Origin of the sequence: Polynucleobacter hallstattensis, from assembly GCF_018881835.1 — a bacterium.
GTDB classification, from domain to species: Bacteria; Pseudomonadota; Gammaproteobacteria; order Burkholderiales; family Burkholderiaceae; genus Polynucleobacter; species Polynucleobacter hallstattensis.
Genome location: NZ_JACVPO010000002.1, coordinates 186,937 through 204,134, shown reverse-complemented (window position 1 = coordinate 204,134; position 17,198 = coordinate 186,937). Strand labels below are relative to the sequence as shown.

The following is a 17,198-nucleotide window of genomic DNA, read 5'->3' as shown; positions in this document are numbered from 1 at the left end:
CTTTTTGCAACCTAGTAACTCGCATATTCTCAGTATTGAAAAGCTGGCATCCTCTTTACCTGAGTTTGATGCCATTATTGACGTAAGGACGCCAGCGGAGTTTGCCTTAGACCATATTCCTGGCGCAATCAATCTTCCGGTCCTGAGTAATGAAGAGCGTATTGAGATTGGAACGCTGTACAAGCAAGCCTCGCCATTTGTTGCTAAGAAACTCGGCGCTGCTTATGTATCTCGCAATATTGCCAATCATTTAGAAAGCTCCCTGATTGATTTTCCGCGAGAGTGGCGCCCTTTAATTTACTGTTGGCGTGGTGGAGAGAGAAGTGGGGCCTTTACTCATATTCTCAATCGCATTGGTTGGAAAGCCCTGCAATTGCAAAGTGGTTATCAAGGCTTCCGACGTGTTGTGATTAATGATCTCGACCAAGCTGCTAAAGATTTTTCTTTTCAGGTGATTGCTGGCATGACCGGAAGCGGTAAGACGCGCATTCTTCAAGAAATTGGTTTACTTGGGCAACAGATATTAGATCTAGAAGGTTTGGCTATTCACCGTGGATCGGTGCTGGGTAATGAGCCCAATGTTGAGCAGCCTTCACAAAAAGGCTTTGAGACGAATCTATGGAATGCATTGAATTCTTTAGATCCCTCCCAGATAGTATTTGTTGAGTCAGAAAGCAAAAAGGTAGGCGGATTACATATTCCCGATCCCTTGATGGAGCGCATTCGAGACGGGCAATGTATTGAGCTTCGCTCGAGCACTCATACGCGGGTATCTTGGTTACTACGAGAGTATGAGCATTTTTTATCTAATCCCGAGAGCTTTAAAGAAAAGTTGAGCTTGCTGACATCTCGGTATGGCAAGGAGCAAATCACCAAATGGCATGAGGCAATCGATGCGAGAGATTTTGAGAGCTTGGTCGAGGAATTATTAGTGATGCATTACGACCCATCCTACCAATCCTCAATTATTCGAAATTTCCCGAGCTATCGCGAAGATCATTTTGTAGTACTTGAGAATGACAGTGATGAAGCCTTTGCAAAAACAGCAAAAGACCTCATCACCAAACTTGGGTTTTAACTAAAAGCCTGAATTCCAGTTTGTGCACGGCCCAAGATGAGGGCGTGAATATCATGCGTACCTTCGTAAGTATTGACCACCTCTAGATTGAGCATATGGCGCACTACGCCATACTCATCAGAGATGCCGTTACCACCGTGCATATCTCTGGCTAAACGAGCAACATCTAAAGATTTACCGCAGGAATTACGCTTCATGATGGAGGTGATTTCTGGTGCGGCAATGCCTTCATCTTTCATGCGGCCTAAGCGCAAGCAACCTTGTAGTGCCAAGGTAATTTCAGTTTGCATATCGGCCAGCTTCTTTTGCACCAGCTGATTTGCTGCAAGAGGGCGATCAAATTGCTTGCGATCCATAGTGTATTGACGCGCTGCGTACCAGCACCACTCAGCAGCCCCAAGCGTGCCCCAGGCAATGCCATACCTGGCTGAGTTCAAGCAGGTAAATGGACCCTTAAGGCCGGTAATTTCTGGGAATTCATTTTCGGCTGGAACAAAGACCTCATCCATCACGATTTCACCGGTAATGGAGGCGCGTAGACCCATCTTGCCGCTGATCTTAGGTGCTGATAAACCCTTCATGCCTTTTTCTAGAATGAAGCCTCTAATCAAGCCCTCATCATTTTTAGCCCAGACAACAAATACATCCGCGATGGGGGAATTGGATATCCACATCTTAGAGCCAGTTAAAGAGAAACCGCCGGGAACTTTTTTGGCCCTGGTGATCATGCCGCCCGCATCAGAGCCATAGTTAGGCTCAGTCAAGCCAAAGCAACCAATCCATTCGCCAGTGGCTAACTTGGGTAAATATTTTTGTTTTTGTGCTTCGCTACCAAATTCATTAATCGGCACCATGACTAGAGAAGACTGCACGCTCATCATAGAACGGTAGCCTGAATCGACGCGCTCAATTTCACGGGCAATCAATCCATAGGAAACGTAATTCAGATTTGCACCACCGTACTGTTCGGGAATGGTGATGCCCAGTAGTCCTAATTCACCCATTTCGCGAAAGATGGCGGGATCAGTAGTTTCATTGCGATAGGCATCATGAATACGCGGCATTAAACGACCTTGTGCATACTCAGCAGCAGCATCACGTACCATGCGCTCATCTTCTGTCAGTTGCGTATCAAGGAGAAGGGGGTCGGCCCAATTAAAACTAGCTTTACTCATGGTTCTTAATGATCCTATAGGGGTGGTTTAATCAGCGTTCTGTCAATTTTTAAGAATGCGGATATTCTTTTGTCCTATTATCCATTTTTCTAGACATATGGACGCACCTAGACGTCACCATCGCTACTACGACCTGATATTGGCTGCCTTTGTGGTGGTCTTGTTATGCTCCAATTTTATTGGTGCCGGCAAGGCCGCAACGTTAGATTTACCTTATTTTGGTAACGTCACCTTCGGAGCTGGAATCCTCTTTTTCCCAATCGCCTATTTCTTTGGCGATATATTGACTGAGGTTTATGGCTACGCTTACGATCGCCGTGCAGTTTGGGCAGGGTTTGCAGCACTTGCCTTTGCAGCGATCATGGCCCAACTAGTGATTGCTTTGCCTGTCGCCCCAGGCTCGTACATGGCTAACTACCAGCAGGGTATGGAGACGGTATTTGGCAATTCTTGGCGGGTAGCACTTGCCTCCATGATTGCTTTTTGCTGCGGTAGTTTCGTCAATAGCTACACCCTGGCAAAAATGAAGATCCTGACCCAAGGGCGCCATCTGTGGATGCGCACTATTGGCTCTACCGCTTGCGGAGAGTTGGTCGACTCTTCACTGTTCTATATGCTGGCTTTTTACGGGCTGTGGCCTATAAATGAGGTCTTGGCTGTCGCTGCATCTCAATACGTCCTAAAGACTGCCTGGGAGGTTCTAGCAACCCCTTTAACCTATTGGGTGATTGGTTTTCTCAAGCGTAAGGAAAATCAGGATCACTACGATATTCATACTGATTTCACGCCATTTAAGCTGAAAGTCTAATTTACGGCTTTTTTAGCCGCAAGCCGTTAAAATAATGCTCTTTGATGCATTGGCTACATCCGCATCCTCGAATTGACCTATCAGAAAGTAAGAATACATCCGTGCTGTCCGCATCTAATATCACTATGCAGTTTGGGGCAAAACCCCTGTTTGAAAACATTTCCGTTAAGTTTGGTGGCGGTAATCGCTATGGCCTCATTGGCGCCAACGGTTGCGGTAAATCCACTTTCATGAAAATTTTGGGTGGCGAGCTAGAGCCAACCAGCGGAAATGTGAGTCTCGATCCTGGCATTCGCTTGGGTAAATTGCGCCAAGACCAATTCGCTTACGAAGATCAGCGCGTACTCGACGTGGTGATGATGGGCCATGAGGAAATGTGGAAAGCAGCTGCAGAGCGTGATGCGATCTATGCAAACCCCGATGCCACTGACGAAGATTACATGAAGGCTGCTGAACTCGAGGGCAGTTATGCAGAGTATGGTGGTTACACGGCAGAAGCTAAAGCAGGGGAGTTGTTATTGGGAATTGGTATTCCGATTGAGCAACACAATGGACCGATGAGTGCCGTGGCTCCAGGTTGGAAATTGCGTGTATTGTTGGCGCAAGCCTTGTTCTCTGATCCAGATGTATTGCTACTGGATGAGCCAACCAATAACTTGGATATTCACTCCATTCATTGGCTTGAAGATATTCTGAACCAAATTAAGAGCACAATTGTCATCATTTCCCATGATCGCCACTTCCTCAATGAGGTGTGCACGCATATGGCGGATATGGACTTCGGCACTCTGAAAGTTTATCCAGGTAACTATGACTCCTACATGTTGGCCTCTGTTCAGGCTCATGCACAACAGCTGAGCTCCAACGATAAGGCTAAGGAAAAGATTGCTGAATTAGCAGCTTTCGTAGCCCGATTCTCTGCAAATGCATCGAAGGCGCGTCAGGCCACTTCACGTCAAAAGCAATTAGAGAAAATTGAGATTGTTGAAATAAAACCTTCTTCGCGTCAGAACCCATTTATTCGTTTTGATTCTGAGAAGAAGTTGCACAATATGGCGGTTGAGTGTAATGCGATCTCCAAAGCATATGACCGTCCTATTTTTAAGAACTTCAAGATCGGCATCCGCGCTGGTGAAAAAATTGCCATCATTGGTCAGAATGGCGCTGGCAAGACAACGCTGCTGAAGACTATTCTCAGCAAACGCTTTAGTGGGATTTCAGCAGATAGCGGTGATGTGAAGTGGGCGGAGAATGCTAACGTTGGTGTCATGCCCCAGGACAATACCGAGATGTTCGCAAAAGACGAATTGCTCATGGATTGGATGAATGAATGGCGTAATACTGGTGACGATGATCAGGTCATTCGTGGCACCCTAGGTCGCCTCCTATTTTCTGGTGATGATATCGGTAAGTCTGTCAAAGTACTGTCTGGCGGCGAAAAGGGTCGCATGATTTGGGGTAAGTTGATGCTACAAAAGCACAACGTGCTTGCAATGGATGAGCCAACGAACCACATGGATATGGAATCGATCGAGAGTTTGCAAATTGCTCTTGAGAAATACGAAGGCACTTTAATTTTCGTATCTCATGATCGTGAGTTTGTCTCGGCGTTAGCTAATCGCATCCTAGAAGTGAAGATGGATGGAACGATTGCTGACTACTCAGGAACCTACGAAGAATACTTACGCAGCCAAGCTTTGGCTGGTTAAATACTTACTTGGTTTGACGTTGGAAGCGCATTGCAGTGCCCTCTGCACGAATGCGTTTCCATACAGAATCCTTTTCTTCTTGGCTAAAGAAGACCCAATTACTGACTTCACCTAGGGTGCGTCCACAGCCTTGGCAGACATCATCGTAAAGTGTGGTGCAGACTCCAATGCAAGGAGAGTCAGAGCTATCATCACCAACAGCTAAAGAATTGGCTCCAGCCTGTTCTGGTGGGTTGTTATTAAATTCGGTCATGGCTGTACTTTAGACGATTTCAAAGGAATGCGTTGCTCGAGCTCATCAACATAAGCTGCCATACCTTCGCATTCACGCTCTAAAAATCGCTTCACTGCATTGGAAAAGCCGGCATCTGCTATCCAATGCGCTGATTGCAGAGTGGTTGGTAAAAAACCTCTAGCCATCTTATGTTCGCCTTGAGCGCCACCTTCAAATATCTTGATATCTTCCTGAATGCAAAACTCAATTGCTTGGTAATAAGCCAATTCAAAATGTAGGCAGGGTATGTGCTCAACTGCACCCCAATAACGTCCGTATGCTTTTGAATTCAGTCGATCGACTACCAACAAGGATGAGGCGATTGGCCTCTCATCCTGAATAGCAATGATGAGATGAAAATTCTCAGGCATATCCCTTCCAAGAGTTTGGATACATTCTTCCGTTAAATAAGGGGAAGAGCGATGCTCGATATACGTATTTTCATAGCAGCGATAAAAGAATGCCCAATTGTCTTTACTGGCTTGCGCTCCTGGAATATGTCGATAGCTTATTTTGTGCATGGCTACAGATGCACGCTCTCGCCGAATATTTTTTCGACGTTTCATTGTGAGATCTGCAAGAAACTGTTCAAAATCTTGGTAACCCGTATTCTGCCAATGAAACTGTACCGAGTTACGCAACATAAATCCTTGCTTCTCTAGCTCTAATAACTCACCACTCTCAGGAAAGAGGACATGGGCAGAAGAGAGTGCGTTTTGACCAACCAGTGTCTTTAATCCAGCAACTAAAGTCTGTTGTACTGCGCTCTTATCAGATGTTTGCGCTACGAGTAGTCTAGGCCCGCGTACTGGAGTAAAGGGGATAGCAGACAATGCCTTGGGATAGTAAGGCATGCCGTTTTGCTCGTAGGCTTGAGCCCAAGCCCAGTCAAAAACAAACTCTCCATAGGAGTGTTGCTTCAGATAAAGTGGCATGGCACCCAGCAGTCTTGAATCAGAGTCCTCAACGAGTAAGTGCGCAACTTGCCATCCAGTATTACCGCCCACACATCCACTCATTTCTAATGTATTGAGAAATGCATACTTTAGAAATGGGCCTGCTTCCGGGGATAGCAGGGCGTTCCAATCATCCTCAGCAATTTGCGAAAGACTATCAATAACTCGGAGTTGGAGGGCGCTTTGCTTCAACTAGCTTAAAAGAAATACTAGCGTTGAATTAATTCAATTTTGTAGCCGTCAGGGTCTGTGACGAAGGCGATGACGGTATCACCACCCATGACTGGACCAGCCTCACGCGTTACATTCCCACCAGCAGCCTTGATTTTTTCACAAGCAGCATAGGCATCAGCAACGCCAATCGCAATGTGGCCGTAGGCGTCACCAAGCTGGTAACTCTCAACACCATGGTTGTAAGTGAGCTCAATCTCAGATTGACCATCTACATTCCCTTTGCCGAAACCTACAAACGCGAGAGAATATTTTTGCTCTGGCCTCTCAGTGCTACGGAGCAGGTTCATTCCTAAAACTTTGGTATAGAAATCGATCGAACGAGTCATATTGCTGACCCTGAGCATAGTGTGGAGAATCATCATCCTATCAATATAAAGCTAAATCCAGTTTCTCGTTAGCCAAGAAAAAACCCAGGGGGTTGGCCTGGGTTCGTAAGTTAGTAAGTTAGAAAATCAATTTACTTATTGGATCTTGGCTTTTGCACGAAGCTTTTGCATCAACTCTGAGAACTTTGCTTTTTGCCAATTTTGATCTGCTGTGATCATCTGCTTGAGCTGGTCTTTGATTTCTTCCATGCTTGGGGCTTTAACATCGCGAATATCATCCATCTTGATGATGTGCCAGCCGTACTGGGTCTTAACTGGTTTGTCTGTAATTTGACCTTTTTTGAGCTGTACCATCGCTTTAGAAAATTCTGGGACAAGCGCTTTATCGCTTACCCAGCCCAGATCTCCACCGTTCGGTGCTGAGCCAGGATCTTTTGATTTTTCTTTAGCAATTTGGGCAAAATTGCCCCCAACTTTAATTTGGGCGGTAAGCGCTTTTGCATCTGCTTCTTTTTCTACCAGAATATGTTCTACGTGATATTCCTTACCAGTGTATTGCCCTTTAACTTGTTCGTAAGCAGCCTTTAACTCGGCTTCAGTTACACCTTCTCTTTCAACGAAGTCCTCAAACACAGCTGCAATGAGCACGCCCATTTTGGACTGCTCCAATTGGTCTCGAACGGATTCCTTTTGTGTGATGCCACGGTTATTGGCTTCTTGCAAAATGAGCTCACGAGTCACTAGCATTTCTCTACCCTGATCTCGCACTTGGGGATTATCCGGTTGATTCGATTTTTGAATTAATCTATCTAGCTGCGCCTTCGGAATTGGCTTGCCATTCACAATGGCTGCGTTTTGGGCATAAACGGCTGTTGATAAAAGTGCAGCGCTGAAAGCGCTGATGGTCAAAATTTGGCGTGTGTTAAACATAGGTAAGGGAGTTAAATATTGGTAAATAAGAATCTTAAAGCAATCTGCTTTTAGTGGGTACTTTCACTAGGGGTATATGCCAGAATGGTCAAAGCATGAATTGCATCAGGAAAGTGGCTATTTAAAGCAGCGTAGATAGCTCTATGACGGGCTACCTTAGTCATTCCCTCGAATTCTGGAGCTACGATGGTCAGTTTAAAGTGACCTCCGCCAGAAGCGGCGCCCGCATGACCTGCATGAAGATGGCTTTCATCTTCAATTTGTAAATGGCCCACCTGAAATGCTGACCTGAGATCAGATTCAAATAGGGCAATGCGTGCTTGGTTGATATTCATTCTGTAGGGTGCTCCATGTGACGAGTGAGCCAAACCCCTTGAAGAATCACAAATACAACTAGCAATCCAGTGCTGCCAAAGAGCTTAAAGTTGACCCACGTTTCTTCTGAGTACTCAAAAGCAATATAGAGATTGAGAGCGCCCATAAAAAAGAAAAAGGTTGCCCAGGCCATATTCACCTGATGCCAAACTGATTTTGAGCTGGGTTCTTTCAGAGTAATTTGTTTACTCATCAACACTTGAATCCAGTTTTTTTGAAAAAACTGAGCGCTAATAAATAGAGCGGCTGCGAAGAGCCAGTAAAGTGCAGTGGGTTTCAGTTGAATAAAAGTCTTATCGTGCAAGAAAATGGTGAGGCTTCCAAATACCAGAATCATGACAAGACTTACCCACTGCATGGCATCAATCTTACGATGTCGGTAATACACCCAGAGTATCTGGCCAATAGTGGCAACCATCGCTACGATAGTTGCAGTGTAGATATCACCAAATTTAAAGGCGATAAAAAAGAGGATGATCGGGAATAGGTCAAATAGAAATTTCATGGGCTTGATTATCCAGCTATTTATAAGCTATTCCGCTTTAATTGGGGCGGCATTCTTAGAAGGTTCAAATGCTAAGGATGCTGAATTGATGCAATAGCGCAGCCCAGTAGGCTGCGGGCCATCTTCAAATACGTGACCTAAATGGGCATCGCATGCAGTGCAGCGCACCTCAGTGCGAATCATTCCATGGCTTACATCCCGAATTTCTGTAATGACCTCATTATTTTCTGGTGCGTTGTAGCTAGGCCAGCCACACCCAGCATCAAACTTAGTTGAAGATTGAAATAGAGGGGTATCACAGCAAATGCAGCGATATTGACCGGCAGTCCAGTGATCCCAGAATTCACCAGAAAACGGCCTTTCTGTTGCAGCCTCTCGAGTTACTCGATATTGAATATCGCTCAGTGATTTTTTATATTCTTGATCTGTTTTCTTGTTCATAGCTCAAAGGTAGTAATTTATGAGGAGCAGCTGACTTCTATACGCTGCATGTCGACGGGTGGCGGTTTCGCATAATCTTCAAAAGCCTCTTGTTCATCAAAGGGTTTGCTGAGTATGAGCTGCAATTGTTCGATCTCAGAAAAATCATCTTGTTGTGCCTTTTCAATTGCAACTTGAGCAAGGTGATTTCTGAGAATATATTTAGGGTTGATCTGATCCATCATTCCTTTTCTGGCTCCGTCACTCAAGACTTCTGTTTGAAGTCTATGGAGGTAATCGGCAAACCATTGATCAATGCTTTCACGATTAAGAAATTCATCTCTTTGAGCAATATCCGATGGTCTGGAATCTTTTTGGATATTACTAAGCTGACGGAAAAATGTGGTGAAGTCTACCTTTGAATCATGCATCGCTTGTAAGAGGCGCTCAATGAGCTCAATATCACCATCTTGTTCTAACTGCAGGCCCAATTTAGAGCGGAATATTTGTTGCCATTCCTTTGCATAAACCACTGGGAACTCTTCAAGCGCTATACGTAAAAGAGCTTGGGATTCTTCCGTTGAATGCTCTAGTTCTAGCAGGGGAAGCATAGCGCTAGCAAGGCAGGCCATATTCCAATGCATGATTTGTGGCTGACGATGATAGGCATATCGGCCGCCATGATCACTGTGGTTGCATATGTGGTCTATTTCAAACTGATCTAAAAATCCAAATGGCCCATAGTCAATGGTGAGACCGAGGATGCTGATGTTGTCGCTATTTAAGACGCCATGACAAAATCCTACTGATTGCCATTGAGCAACCAATTTGGCATTGCGAGCGCTGATTTCTTTAAATAGATTTAAATAGGGATCTTTTTTAGTAAGGCACTCTGGATAGAATTCGCTCATCAGAAGATCCGCTAGCTCTTTAAGGCGGACAGTATTTTGAAGTGAGGCAAAGTGTTCAAAGTGTCCGACCCGAATAAAACTTGGGGCAATGCGTGAACACACTGCTACGGTCTCCACCTTTTCTCTAATAACGCGCTGCTTTGATCCGACTACCGAAAGGGCTCTGCTGGTGGGTATGCCTAAGGCATGCATTGCTTCGCTACAGAGGAACTCACGGATAGAAGATCTTAAGACAGCTCTGCCATCACCCATTCTGGAGTAGTGCGTCTTACCAGCCCCTTTCAATTGGACCTCAAGCTGATTTATATCGCCTAGCAGGATGGCACGACCATCGCCTAATTGACCTGCCCATGACCCAAATTGATGGCCGCTATAGGCAGTTGCAATTGGATTGGAAAAAGTGAGCTCACCGACATTGAGTTGATTTCCAGCTAAAAGTTCAAGCCAATCAGGATCCTTGGGTAAGCCAGTGGCTCCGAGTTCAAGGTGTATTAGTTCGGCGGCGGATGCTGAAAACGCAACCCAGTAGGGATCAGATATAGGGGTAGGTGGGGTTAACTGGCATACATCGTCGCCACGGAGCGTAAAAGGCATATTCTGTATTCTATGGGTAATTCACAAGCGTCGCAGAAGCCTCTAAAATGACCCTATGACAAATAAAGTACAACTCAATGTAGAAACTCAACTTGCCAACCTAGGCGAAGAGCTTAACGTTCCTTTTTTAAAGCTTCTAGGGGTCCGGCTAATCACTGCTGAAATGGGTAAAGGCGAAATACTCCTGGCCCTCAAGCCAGAGCATACCAATACTTGGGATGTGGCTCATGGTGGCGTTTTACTTACACTGATGGATGTTGCCATGGCTGTTGCTGCACGCTCAAGTGATCCTGGTGATCGAAGTGTTGTGACTGTGGAGATGAAAAATAACTTCATGCAGGCTGCTAATGGCATCTTGCGTGTAAAAGCGGATACCGTACGTCGCACTGCTACGATGGCTTTTTGCGAGGCCAAACTCTATAACGATCAGGGCGAGATCTGCTGCATGTCAACCGGGACATTTCAGTTTATCAAGCGACTGGCAAGTAAAAATGCGAATGGCGAGCGAGTCATCAATGAGGACTCCCGTCAGCAAAAATAATTTAGCGCTGTTCAGTTGCCTATACCGAAAGGTTGGATCCCGGTGCAGCAGTAAGCTCGCCGGTAACAACATCGTGACCTACAGTGCCATTGGCATCAAATCGTCTTTCCACCATCTCAAACTGACCATCTTTGCGAACACGCAAAATGGTGCTCGAACGCGTACCATAGCTTGGAGTCTTAATAAACGCAGCAGATAAAGCTTTTTCCCAATCTGGACTAACGCCGGTATTCGGAAGCTCTTGTGGGCTTGCTTCATGAGTATCTGCCAATAAGCGCAGATAGTGATCTGCATTTTTGAGTTGCCCACTGTCCATTGCCAAGGTTTGAGCGAACGCCGCTACCCGGTGATTTACTTTAGGCCACGGTGTATCGAGCATTGCATTTGATAGACCATAGACTCCAGGGTTTAGAGCTTGCTCGGGAAAAACTTTTCTGGGGCGGATACTTTGACCCATCATGAGGCGATTACTTACCCAATGCATTTCCGCATTCTCTGGATCGCTCAGATCAGCCATCAGTAGATTAAATCCGTTGTACAGCTCAAACCGTTTTGCATTCTCTTGAATATAAGCCTGCGGCTTGTGCTGACCCGTAAGATAATGCAGGCTGAGTTCACCACGAGTTCTCGCATCAGGATTTTTTTCACTGGGCGCCCTGACATTGGTCAACGCAGCAAAACGCCCTGACTTTGTGAAACCCAGCCAAGTTCCCGGGCTGCCTAATACATCCGCTCGGTCTTTACCAGCCAACACATGAGGGTGCTCAGACCACCATCCCATGGGATCAGTATCGCGCTCATAAAATTCATCCCGGTTTGCCGCAACTACCAAAGGGTAGTCTGGATGCGATTTCCAGGCAAAGAGAATTAAGCACATAGCAATATAAGTGGAGTTGGAATGAGATTAAATTTCTAATAAGGGATAGGGGAGAGAATCCGGTATTAAGACCGGCCCATCGTTTGCACCAAGACATATTGCTCCAATCTCAAGGGCATCGAGCTTACATTCAATCTGAAGATCAATGCGTGCTGAATTTGTTGCATTGGCAGCAGCCAGCACCACCATGCCACATGGCTGGCTAGCATCACCTTCTAGAAATAATTCTACGCCTGGTTTTGAAAGCTCTAAGGCAGTTACGCTGGTATCGATATGGACAAGCTGAAGTCTACGTTTTACTGCGCCACGGTATTGGCTTCGAGCAACAATTTCTTGACCCGGATAGCAGCCTTTTTTGAAATCCACGCCAGCAACGGATTCAAAGTTAATCATCTGCGGAACAAATTGCTCCTGAGTTGCCAAGACAATTCTGGGGATGGCGCTCAATACCTCTAAAGAATTCCACTGATCTAGTGAGGTCTGATCTATTGATGACGGTGTTGGACCCACCTTTTTCTGAGCAATCAGAGTACGCTGAAAAGATTGACCTTGAGCCAGAACATCAGGCATTCGCAAGGCAAGAGAGTCTTTGAGTGGATTGGTTGATTGACTAGCATTCTCGTTTTGATAAGCACCAAAGACTTCCCAGTCATCTGAGGCATCTACCACTTTTACTTTTGAGCGCAGTACGTACATTGATAATCGTTTTGCAGTGCTCGCTGCAATATCTTTGGAAACAAAAAGGGCAAAACGGTCGTCCGAATTAACCGATTCAGGAAATAAGCCAAGCCAAGCACTAGCTAGTAGACGCCCTTTGGGGCTGCAGTAGCCAACTAGTCGAACAGAATCGTGGCCTTGTGCAATATCACCCAACATGGTGCGCTTGAGGCTGAGTACGGAGTTACTTAATTGACTTTGTAGCAAGGCTGCGGCATCAGGTCCCTGGACCAAGATCAGGCCCCAATGGCTTAGGGGGGTAAAACCAGGGTTCAGGCTGGAGGCGGGCATGGCGATGTTTTTTGGGATTGGGGTCATGAGCTTTTATCATATCTCGATGAGCAGAAAATTTCAGAGAAGTCTTTTTATCAATCCCTCAAAAGGTGGGTTATGGAAATCCTTTGCCCTCATTTTCTTTTCCTTACTGCTGATCTTGTACGGAGCCATCTTTTTATGGCCGGTTGTGCCAGCCACATCAAATGTTGATAAGGGAGCTGCCTACAAAGTCAAGATCACTCCCCAATCTAGCCTATCTGCAATTGCAAGTCAGTTATCAGAGCAGGGAGTATCTACAAATGTAGTTACTTTACAAGTGGCAGCAAGAGCACTTTTAGTTGGCTCTAAGTTAAAGCCGGGAACCTATCTGTTGACTCCCCGCGCTAGCTTGGGAAATATCTTGTTACAAATAGCCCGTGGTGATCGGGTACGAGAAAGTGTAGCCATCATTCCCGGCATGACCATATGGCAACTGAGAAGCCTGATTGATAAACATCCAGCGCTCATTCATCAAACTAGAGGGATGAGCTCCAAGGACTTACTACAGACTATCGGACTGACTTATCCAGGCGATGAGGGGCTCTTTTACCCAGATACCTATCTTTTTGATCCAGATGATTCAGATACTTCAATTTATCGAAGGGCTTCGCAGGCCATGCAAAAGCAGCTAACAGCTGCTTGGGAGCAAAGGGACTCAGCCACACCCTTAAAAACTTCTTATGACCTGCTCATTTTGGCCTCGATTGTGGAGAAGGAGACGGGGCGCTCAAGTGATAGGTCGCTAGTTTCCGCAGTTTTCGTGAATCGCCTCAATTTGAATATGCCCTTACAGACCGATCCAACCGTGATTTATGGAATTGGCCCCAAATTTGATGGCAATCTTCGAAAAACGGATTTGCGCAGAGACAGTCCCTACAATACTTACATGCACAAGGGTTTGCCACCAACGCCAATAGCCATGCCGAGCAAGGAGTCCCTCCTTGCTGTGATTCATCCGGCAAAAAGTGACGCGGTGTATTTTGTGGCGCGTGGCGATGGCACTAGCCATTTCTCCAAAACTTATAAAGAGCATGAAAGCGCAGTTGATCAGTTTCAACGTAAACGCAATTCTTCCACTCAAGCAAAGCCACAGTAATCGTTATGACAGATCAATCTCCAGGTTATTTCATTAGCTTCGAAGGTATCGATGGCGCGGGTAAAAGCACGCATATTGAATCTTTTAGCAACTTGATTAAACAGCGGCATCCTGATCGCGATGTTGTGATGACCAGAGAGCCTGGCGGTACCCAATTAGGCGAACAACTTCGCGCCTTATTACTTGAGACGTCAATGAATTTGGAAACTGAGGCGCTGCTGATGTTTGCTGCTCGTCGGGAACATATTGCACAAGTAATAGAGCCAGCATTGAAAGCAGGAAAGATTGTGATTTCTGATCGCTTTACGGATGCGAGCTTTGCTTATCAAGGTGGTGGTCGCGGCTTAAGCCTAGCAAAGTTAAATGACTTGGAGAAATGGGTTCAGGGTCGCCCCGATGGTTCATTGCTTCAACCGGATTTAACCTTCCTTTTTGATTTACCTGGCTCGATTGCAGAAGCTAGAAGGTCAAAGGTAAGGGCGCCCGATAAATTTGAAAAAATGGATTTGGATTTTTTTGAAAAAGTTCGTCAAGAGTATTTACGTAGAGCCAAGGCAGATCCAAATCGCTTTTATCTAGTCGATGCCACCCAAACACCAGAAGCTATTTGGCTTGAGCTCGAGTCATTGAAGATGAAGCTCTAAATGAGTGATGTGATGCTTCCAAATGAATCAGTTAAGAAAATAGCCCCATGGCTTGAGCCTGTCTGGGATAGCATGAACTTGGCTGTATTGCCTAATGCAGTTCTGATTCATGGTCAATCCGGTATCGGTAAGTTTGAGTTTTCTATTGAGTTGGCTAAAGCGCTTTTATGTGAGACATCTGCTGCCATAAAGCCTTGCAATCAATGTGAAGCCTGTCGATGGTTTGATTCCGGCAACCACCCTGACTTTATTGCACTAGTTCCAGAAACGCATCGCAAGCTTTTGCCGCAGGGTGATTTTGATTCTGATGCTGAGTCTCCGAAAAAATCCAAGGCTAGTCAAGCCGATGGTGATGGGGATGCGCCCGAGAAAAAAGAAAAAAAGAGCATTTCTATTGAAGATGCCCGCAGTGCAATTGAAGGGTTGTCTATTGGGACTCACCGTGGCGGAAACCGAGTCATTCTGGTTTATCCCTTAGAAATGCTCAGACCTGACTCCGCAAATACATTACTAAAGTCTCTTGAAGAGCCTCCTAAAAATACGATCTTTATTTTGCTAGCAGATCGCCTTGATCGCGTGCTACCAACTATTCGTTCTCGCTGTCGCTTACTGTCCGCACCCCGACCAGATCGATTGAGCGGACTCAGTTGGTTGCGTACCCAGCTGAGCACGATTCTTGGTTTAAAAATGAGTGATGCCGATGTCGAGTCGATCTATGACGAGCAGGGTGGGGCACCTTATGCAGTTTTAGACTCCTTAATTGCGCGTCACAATAAAGATGAGAAGGATGAGCTTGCGATTGCCATTCAGGCATCAAATTATTTATTGCAAGCGATGTCGCAGGGCGGTCGAATCAATTGGCTAGATGCTGCTGATAAAACGCAAAAAGCTCGGTATTCAGTTTTGTTGACTACTATGCAGCGATGGGTCTCTGATGTGCAAAGTTGCGCCCAAATGGGTTCGCCGCGCTATTACCCCAAGCATGAGGCTGCTATCAAGACGCTTGCGCAAAAAGCGCGTCTTCCAAAGCTGCTGCGCTTCTGGAAGTCTCTGATACAGGCGCGGCGTCACGAAAATCACCCGCTGGCCACACGTATTCAACTGGAAGCATTGCTTTCTCAATACCAGCAGGTATTTGAAGACTAAAATAGCGAGTCATGTTTATAGACTCACATTGCCACCTCGATTTCCCCGAATTTCAAAGCCGTTTACCTGAGGTTTTGTCTAATATGGCCGCCTGCAAGGTGAGTCATGCCCTATGCGTGTCTGTAGATATTCCAGACTTTCCCAAGGTGCGAAAGCTAGCTGAGGACTATCCTCATTTGTATGCCTCGGTTGGAGTGCATCCAGACTATGAAGATACGCCAGAACCCAGCTTTGAATTCTTAGTCGAAGAAGCCAAGCACCCCAAAATCATTGCGATTGGCGAAACAGGGCTTGATTACTTTCGTATGGGCGATCGCAGCTATGAATCCATGGAATGGCAGAGGGAACGCTTCAGAACGCATATACGCGCCGCTATTGCAGCTAAGAAGCCCCTCATCATCCATACGCGTGCCTCTTCAGCTGACACCCTCAGAATCCTGAAAGAAGAGGGCGCTGATCGGATTGGCGGTGTCATGCATTGCTTTACAGAAACAACTGAAGTTGCCAAGGCTGCTATTGACATGGGTTTTTACATCTCGTTTTCTGGCATTGTGACTTTTAAGAGCGCTAAGGACCTACAGGAAACCTGTAGGGAAGTTCCCTTAGAACGCATGCTGATTGAAACGGATTCGCCTTATTTAGCCCCAATTCCGTTTCGCGGCAAGACGAATGAGCCAGCCTGGGTTTCTAAGGTTGGTGAATTCGTTGCTAATCTCAAGGGCGTTTCAGTTGAATTGTTGGCTGAGCAGACATCAAGTAATTTTTTTCAATGTTTTCAAATTAATAGAGCAATATCATGAGAAGTTCATTTAAATTTAACCATCTTTTTCATGTCTACTTATTATGCTTTTCTAGCCTGGCAATTGCTCAGACTGCCGATCAGATTACAGATTTCACTAAAGCAGCAAAGTTTGATGACGTCTCAGAGGTACGATCTTTAATAAAAGCGGGCGTTACCCCAAATACGCTAGATCCTAAAGGCACCCCCATGTTGATCCTTGCGATCCGGGATAAATCCTTTAAGGTTACGGATTTATTGCTCTCCAACCCTGCTACAGACGTGAATTTGACTAATAAAAGCGGTGAAAATGCGCTTATGCTAGCTTCATTTGATGGCGAGCTTGCTTTAGTTAAGAGTCTGGTTCTTCAAAAGAAAGCTGCTGTAAATAAGCTTGGCTGGTCACCAATTCACTACGCAGCCACCAATGGTCATTTAGAGATAGCCCAGTTTTTAATGACTAATGGCGCTCAGGTGAATGCATTAAGCCCAAGTGAGACAACGCCATTAATGATGTCAATCGGTTCCGGTAACGACCAACTAATCAAATACCTGCTTGATAATGGCGCAGACTTACGCATGAGAAATCATGAGGGATATACGGCTATCGACGTTGCTCAATTATTTGGCAAGGATGATATTCGTGATGGCTTAATGTCACGTTGGTTAAAGCTCTATAAGCAGCCTTATCCGGGCGGCCCCAAGAAGTCTCCTTCATAATTAACTTATCTACATACTGCGTATAATCATTATTATGTCAAATAAGAAATGTCCCTAGATTTAACGGAT

The 17,198-nt window shown here is 45.6% G+C and carries 20 protein-coding genes; 9 read left to right on the top strand and 11 right to left on the bottom strand.

The genetic code is table 11. The annotated features are described in order from the left end of the window. Nucleotides 1–4: 4 nt before the first annotated feature. On the top strand, nucleotides 5–1,078 hold the full coding sequence (mnmH, locus tag ICN26_RS07470; protein WP_216267849.1) for a tRNA 2-selenouridine(34) synthase MnmH: 1,074 nt from the start codon (nucleotides 5–7) through the stop codon (nucleotides 1,076–1,078). Here the strand turns inward: mnmH and ICN26_RS07465 are convergent. Further along, on the bottom strand, nucleotides 1,075–2,253 hold the full coding sequence (locus ICN26_RS07465) for an acyl-CoA dehydrogenase (protein WP_215353678.1): 1,179 nt from the start codon (nucleotides 2,251–2,253) through the stop codon (nucleotides 1,075–1,077). The two genes, mnmH and ICN26_RS07465, sit on opposite strands and share 4 nt — an antisense overlap. Before the next feature lie 97 nt (nucleotides 2,254–2,350). Here ICN26_RS07465 and ICN26_RS07460 point away from each other — a divergent pair, with 97 nt between their 5' ends. Together ICN26_RS07460 and ICN26_RS07455 are read left to right on the top strand one after the other, a co-directional pair. Next, entirely contained in the window at nucleotides 2,351–3,061 is a 711-nt protein-coding gene (locus ICN26_RS07460) for a queuosine precursor transporter (RefSeq protein ID WP_215353676.1), read from the top strand. Between the two features lie 101 nt (nucleotides 3,062–3,162). Then, complete coding sequence (locus ICN26_RS07455) at nucleotides 3,163–4,770, top strand: ABC-F family ATPase (RefSeq protein ID WP_216267848.1); 1,608 nt, start codon at nucleotides 3,163–3,165, stop codon at nucleotides 4,768–4,770. 4 nt (nucleotides 4,771–4,774) lie between these two features. On the opposite strand, the gene ICN26_RS07450 is transcribed toward ICN26_RS07455, so the two are convergent. From ICN26_RS07450 to ICN26_RS07415, 8 genes are all read right to left on the bottom strand, one after another. Further along, nucleotides 4,775–5,023 carry a DUF1289 domain-containing protein gene (locus tag ICN26_RS07450; protein ID WP_216267847.1) on the bottom strand — a complete coding sequence of 83 codons (249 nt, stop codon included), beginning with the start codon at nucleotides 5,021–5,023 and terminating at the stop codon, nucleotides 4,775–4,777. Next, nucleotides 5,020–6,192 carry a GNAT family N-acetyltransferase gene (locus tag ICN26_RS07445; RefSeq protein ID WP_216267846.1) on the bottom strand — a complete coding sequence of 391 codons (1,173 nt, stop codon included), beginning with the start codon at nucleotides 6,190–6,192 and terminating at the stop codon, nucleotides 5,020–5,022. Before ICN26_RS07445 ends, ICN26_RS07450 begins: the two co-directional genes overlap by 4 nt. A 17-nt stretch (nucleotides 6,193–6,209) precedes the next feature. Further along, nucleotides 6,210–6,596, bottom strand: a complete 387-nt coding sequence (gloA, locus tag ICN26_RS07440) for a lactoylglutathione lyase (protein ID WP_216267845.1) — start codon at nucleotides 6,594–6,596, stop codon at nucleotides 6,210–6,212. Between the two features lie 99 nt (nucleotides 6,597–6,695). Beyond that, on the bottom strand, nucleotides 6,696–7,490 hold the full coding sequence (locus ICN26_RS07435) for a peptidylprolyl isomerase (protein ID WP_216267844.1): 795 nt from the start codon (nucleotides 7,488–7,490) through the stop codon (nucleotides 6,696–6,698). Between the two features lie 50 nt (nucleotides 7,491–7,540). After that, on the bottom strand, nucleotides 7,541–7,825 hold the full coding sequence (locus ICN26_RS07430; RefSeq protein ID WP_215353667.1) for a BolA family protein: 285 nt from the start codon (nucleotides 7,823–7,825) through the stop codon (nucleotides 7,541–7,543). Beyond that, nucleotides 7,822–8,370 (bottom strand): septation protein A, encoded by a 549-nt coding sequence (locus tag ICN26_RS07425; protein WP_216267843.1) that lies wholly within the window; start codon nucleotides 8,368–8,370, stop codon nucleotides 7,822–7,824. Before ICN26_RS07425 ends, ICN26_RS07430 begins: the two co-directional genes overlap by 4 nt. Nucleotides 8,371–8,397: 27 nt before the next feature. After that, complete coding sequence (gene msrB, locus ICN26_RS07420; protein WP_216267842.1) at nucleotides 8,398–8,811, bottom strand: peptide-methionine (R)-S-oxide reductase MsrB; 414 nt, start codon at nucleotides 8,809–8,811, stop codon at nucleotides 8,398–8,400. A gap of 17 nt (nucleotides 8,812–8,828) precedes the next feature. Then, a complete protein-coding gene (locus ICN26_RS07415; protein WP_216267841.1) occupies nucleotides 8,829–10,295 on the bottom strand; it encodes a protein adenylyltransferase SelO in 1,467 nt (488 codons plus the stop codon). Between the two features lie 55 nt (nucleotides 10,296–10,350). Between ICN26_RS07415 and ICN26_RS07410 the strand changes: the two genes are divergently transcribed. Then, nucleotides 10,351–10,836, top strand: a complete 486-nt coding sequence (locus ICN26_RS07410) for a PaaI family thioesterase (RefSeq protein WP_215353659.1) — start codon at nucleotides 10,351–10,353, stop codon at nucleotides 10,834–10,836. 19 nt (nucleotides 10,837–10,855) lie between these two features. Here the strand turns inward: ICN26_RS07410 and ICN26_RS07405 are convergent, their stop codons facing one another. Next, entirely contained in the window at nucleotides 10,856–11,713 is an 858-nt protein-coding gene (locus ICN26_RS07405; RefSeq protein ID WP_216267840.1) for an NRDE family protein, read from the bottom strand. 27 nt (nucleotides 11,714–11,740) lie between these two features. Continuing rightward, a complete protein-coding gene (ygfZ, locus tag ICN26_RS07400; RefSeq protein ID WP_216267839.1) occupies nucleotides 11,741–12,748 on the bottom strand; it encodes a CAF17-like 4Fe-4S cluster assembly/insertion protein YgfZ in 1,008 nt (335 codons plus the stop codon). Here ygfZ and mltG point away from each other — a divergent pair. The 5 genes from mltG to ICN26_RS07375 are packed head-to-tail and all read left to right on the top strand — an operon-like array spanning nucleotide 12,747 to nucleotide 17,129. Continuing rightward, nucleotides 12,747–13,841, top strand: a complete 1,095-nt coding sequence (gene mltG, locus ICN26_RS07395) for an endolytic transglycosylase MltG (RefSeq protein ID WP_255534434.1) — start codon at nucleotides 12,747–12,749, stop codon at nucleotides 13,839–13,841. The genes ygfZ and mltG overlap by 2 nt on opposite strands. A 5-nt stretch (nucleotides 13,842–13,846) precedes the next feature. Beyond that, nucleotides 13,847–14,485 (top strand): dTMP kinase, encoded by a 639-nt coding sequence (gene tmk / locus ICN26_RS07390; RefSeq protein ID WP_216267838.1) that lies wholly within the window; start codon nucleotides 13,847–13,849, stop codon nucleotides 14,483–14,485. Continuing rightward, complete coding sequence (locus ICN26_RS07385; protein WP_255534433.1) at nucleotides 14,486–15,631, top strand: DNA polymerase III delta subunit-related protein; 1,146 nt, start codon at nucleotides 14,486–14,488, stop codon at nucleotides 15,629–15,631. A gap of 11 nt (nucleotides 15,632–15,642) precedes the next feature. Beyond that, the gene (locus ICN26_RS07380; RefSeq protein WP_216267837.1) at nucleotides 15,643–16,431 is read left to right on the top strand and encodes a TatD family hydrolase; all 789 of its coding nucleotides are present in this window, start codon (nucleotides 15,643–15,645) and stop codon (nucleotides 16,429–16,431) included. Further along, nucleotides 16,428–17,129: an ankyrin repeat domain-containing protein gene (locus tag ICN26_RS07375; RefSeq protein ID WP_216267836.1), complete on the top strand. Its 702-nt coding sequence runs from the start codon at nucleotides 16,428–16,430 to the stop codon at nucleotides 17,127–17,129. The genes ICN26_RS07380 and ICN26_RS07375 overlap by 4 nt, the downstream gene beginning before the upstream one ends. Nucleotides 17,130–17,198: the final 69 nt, after the last annotated feature.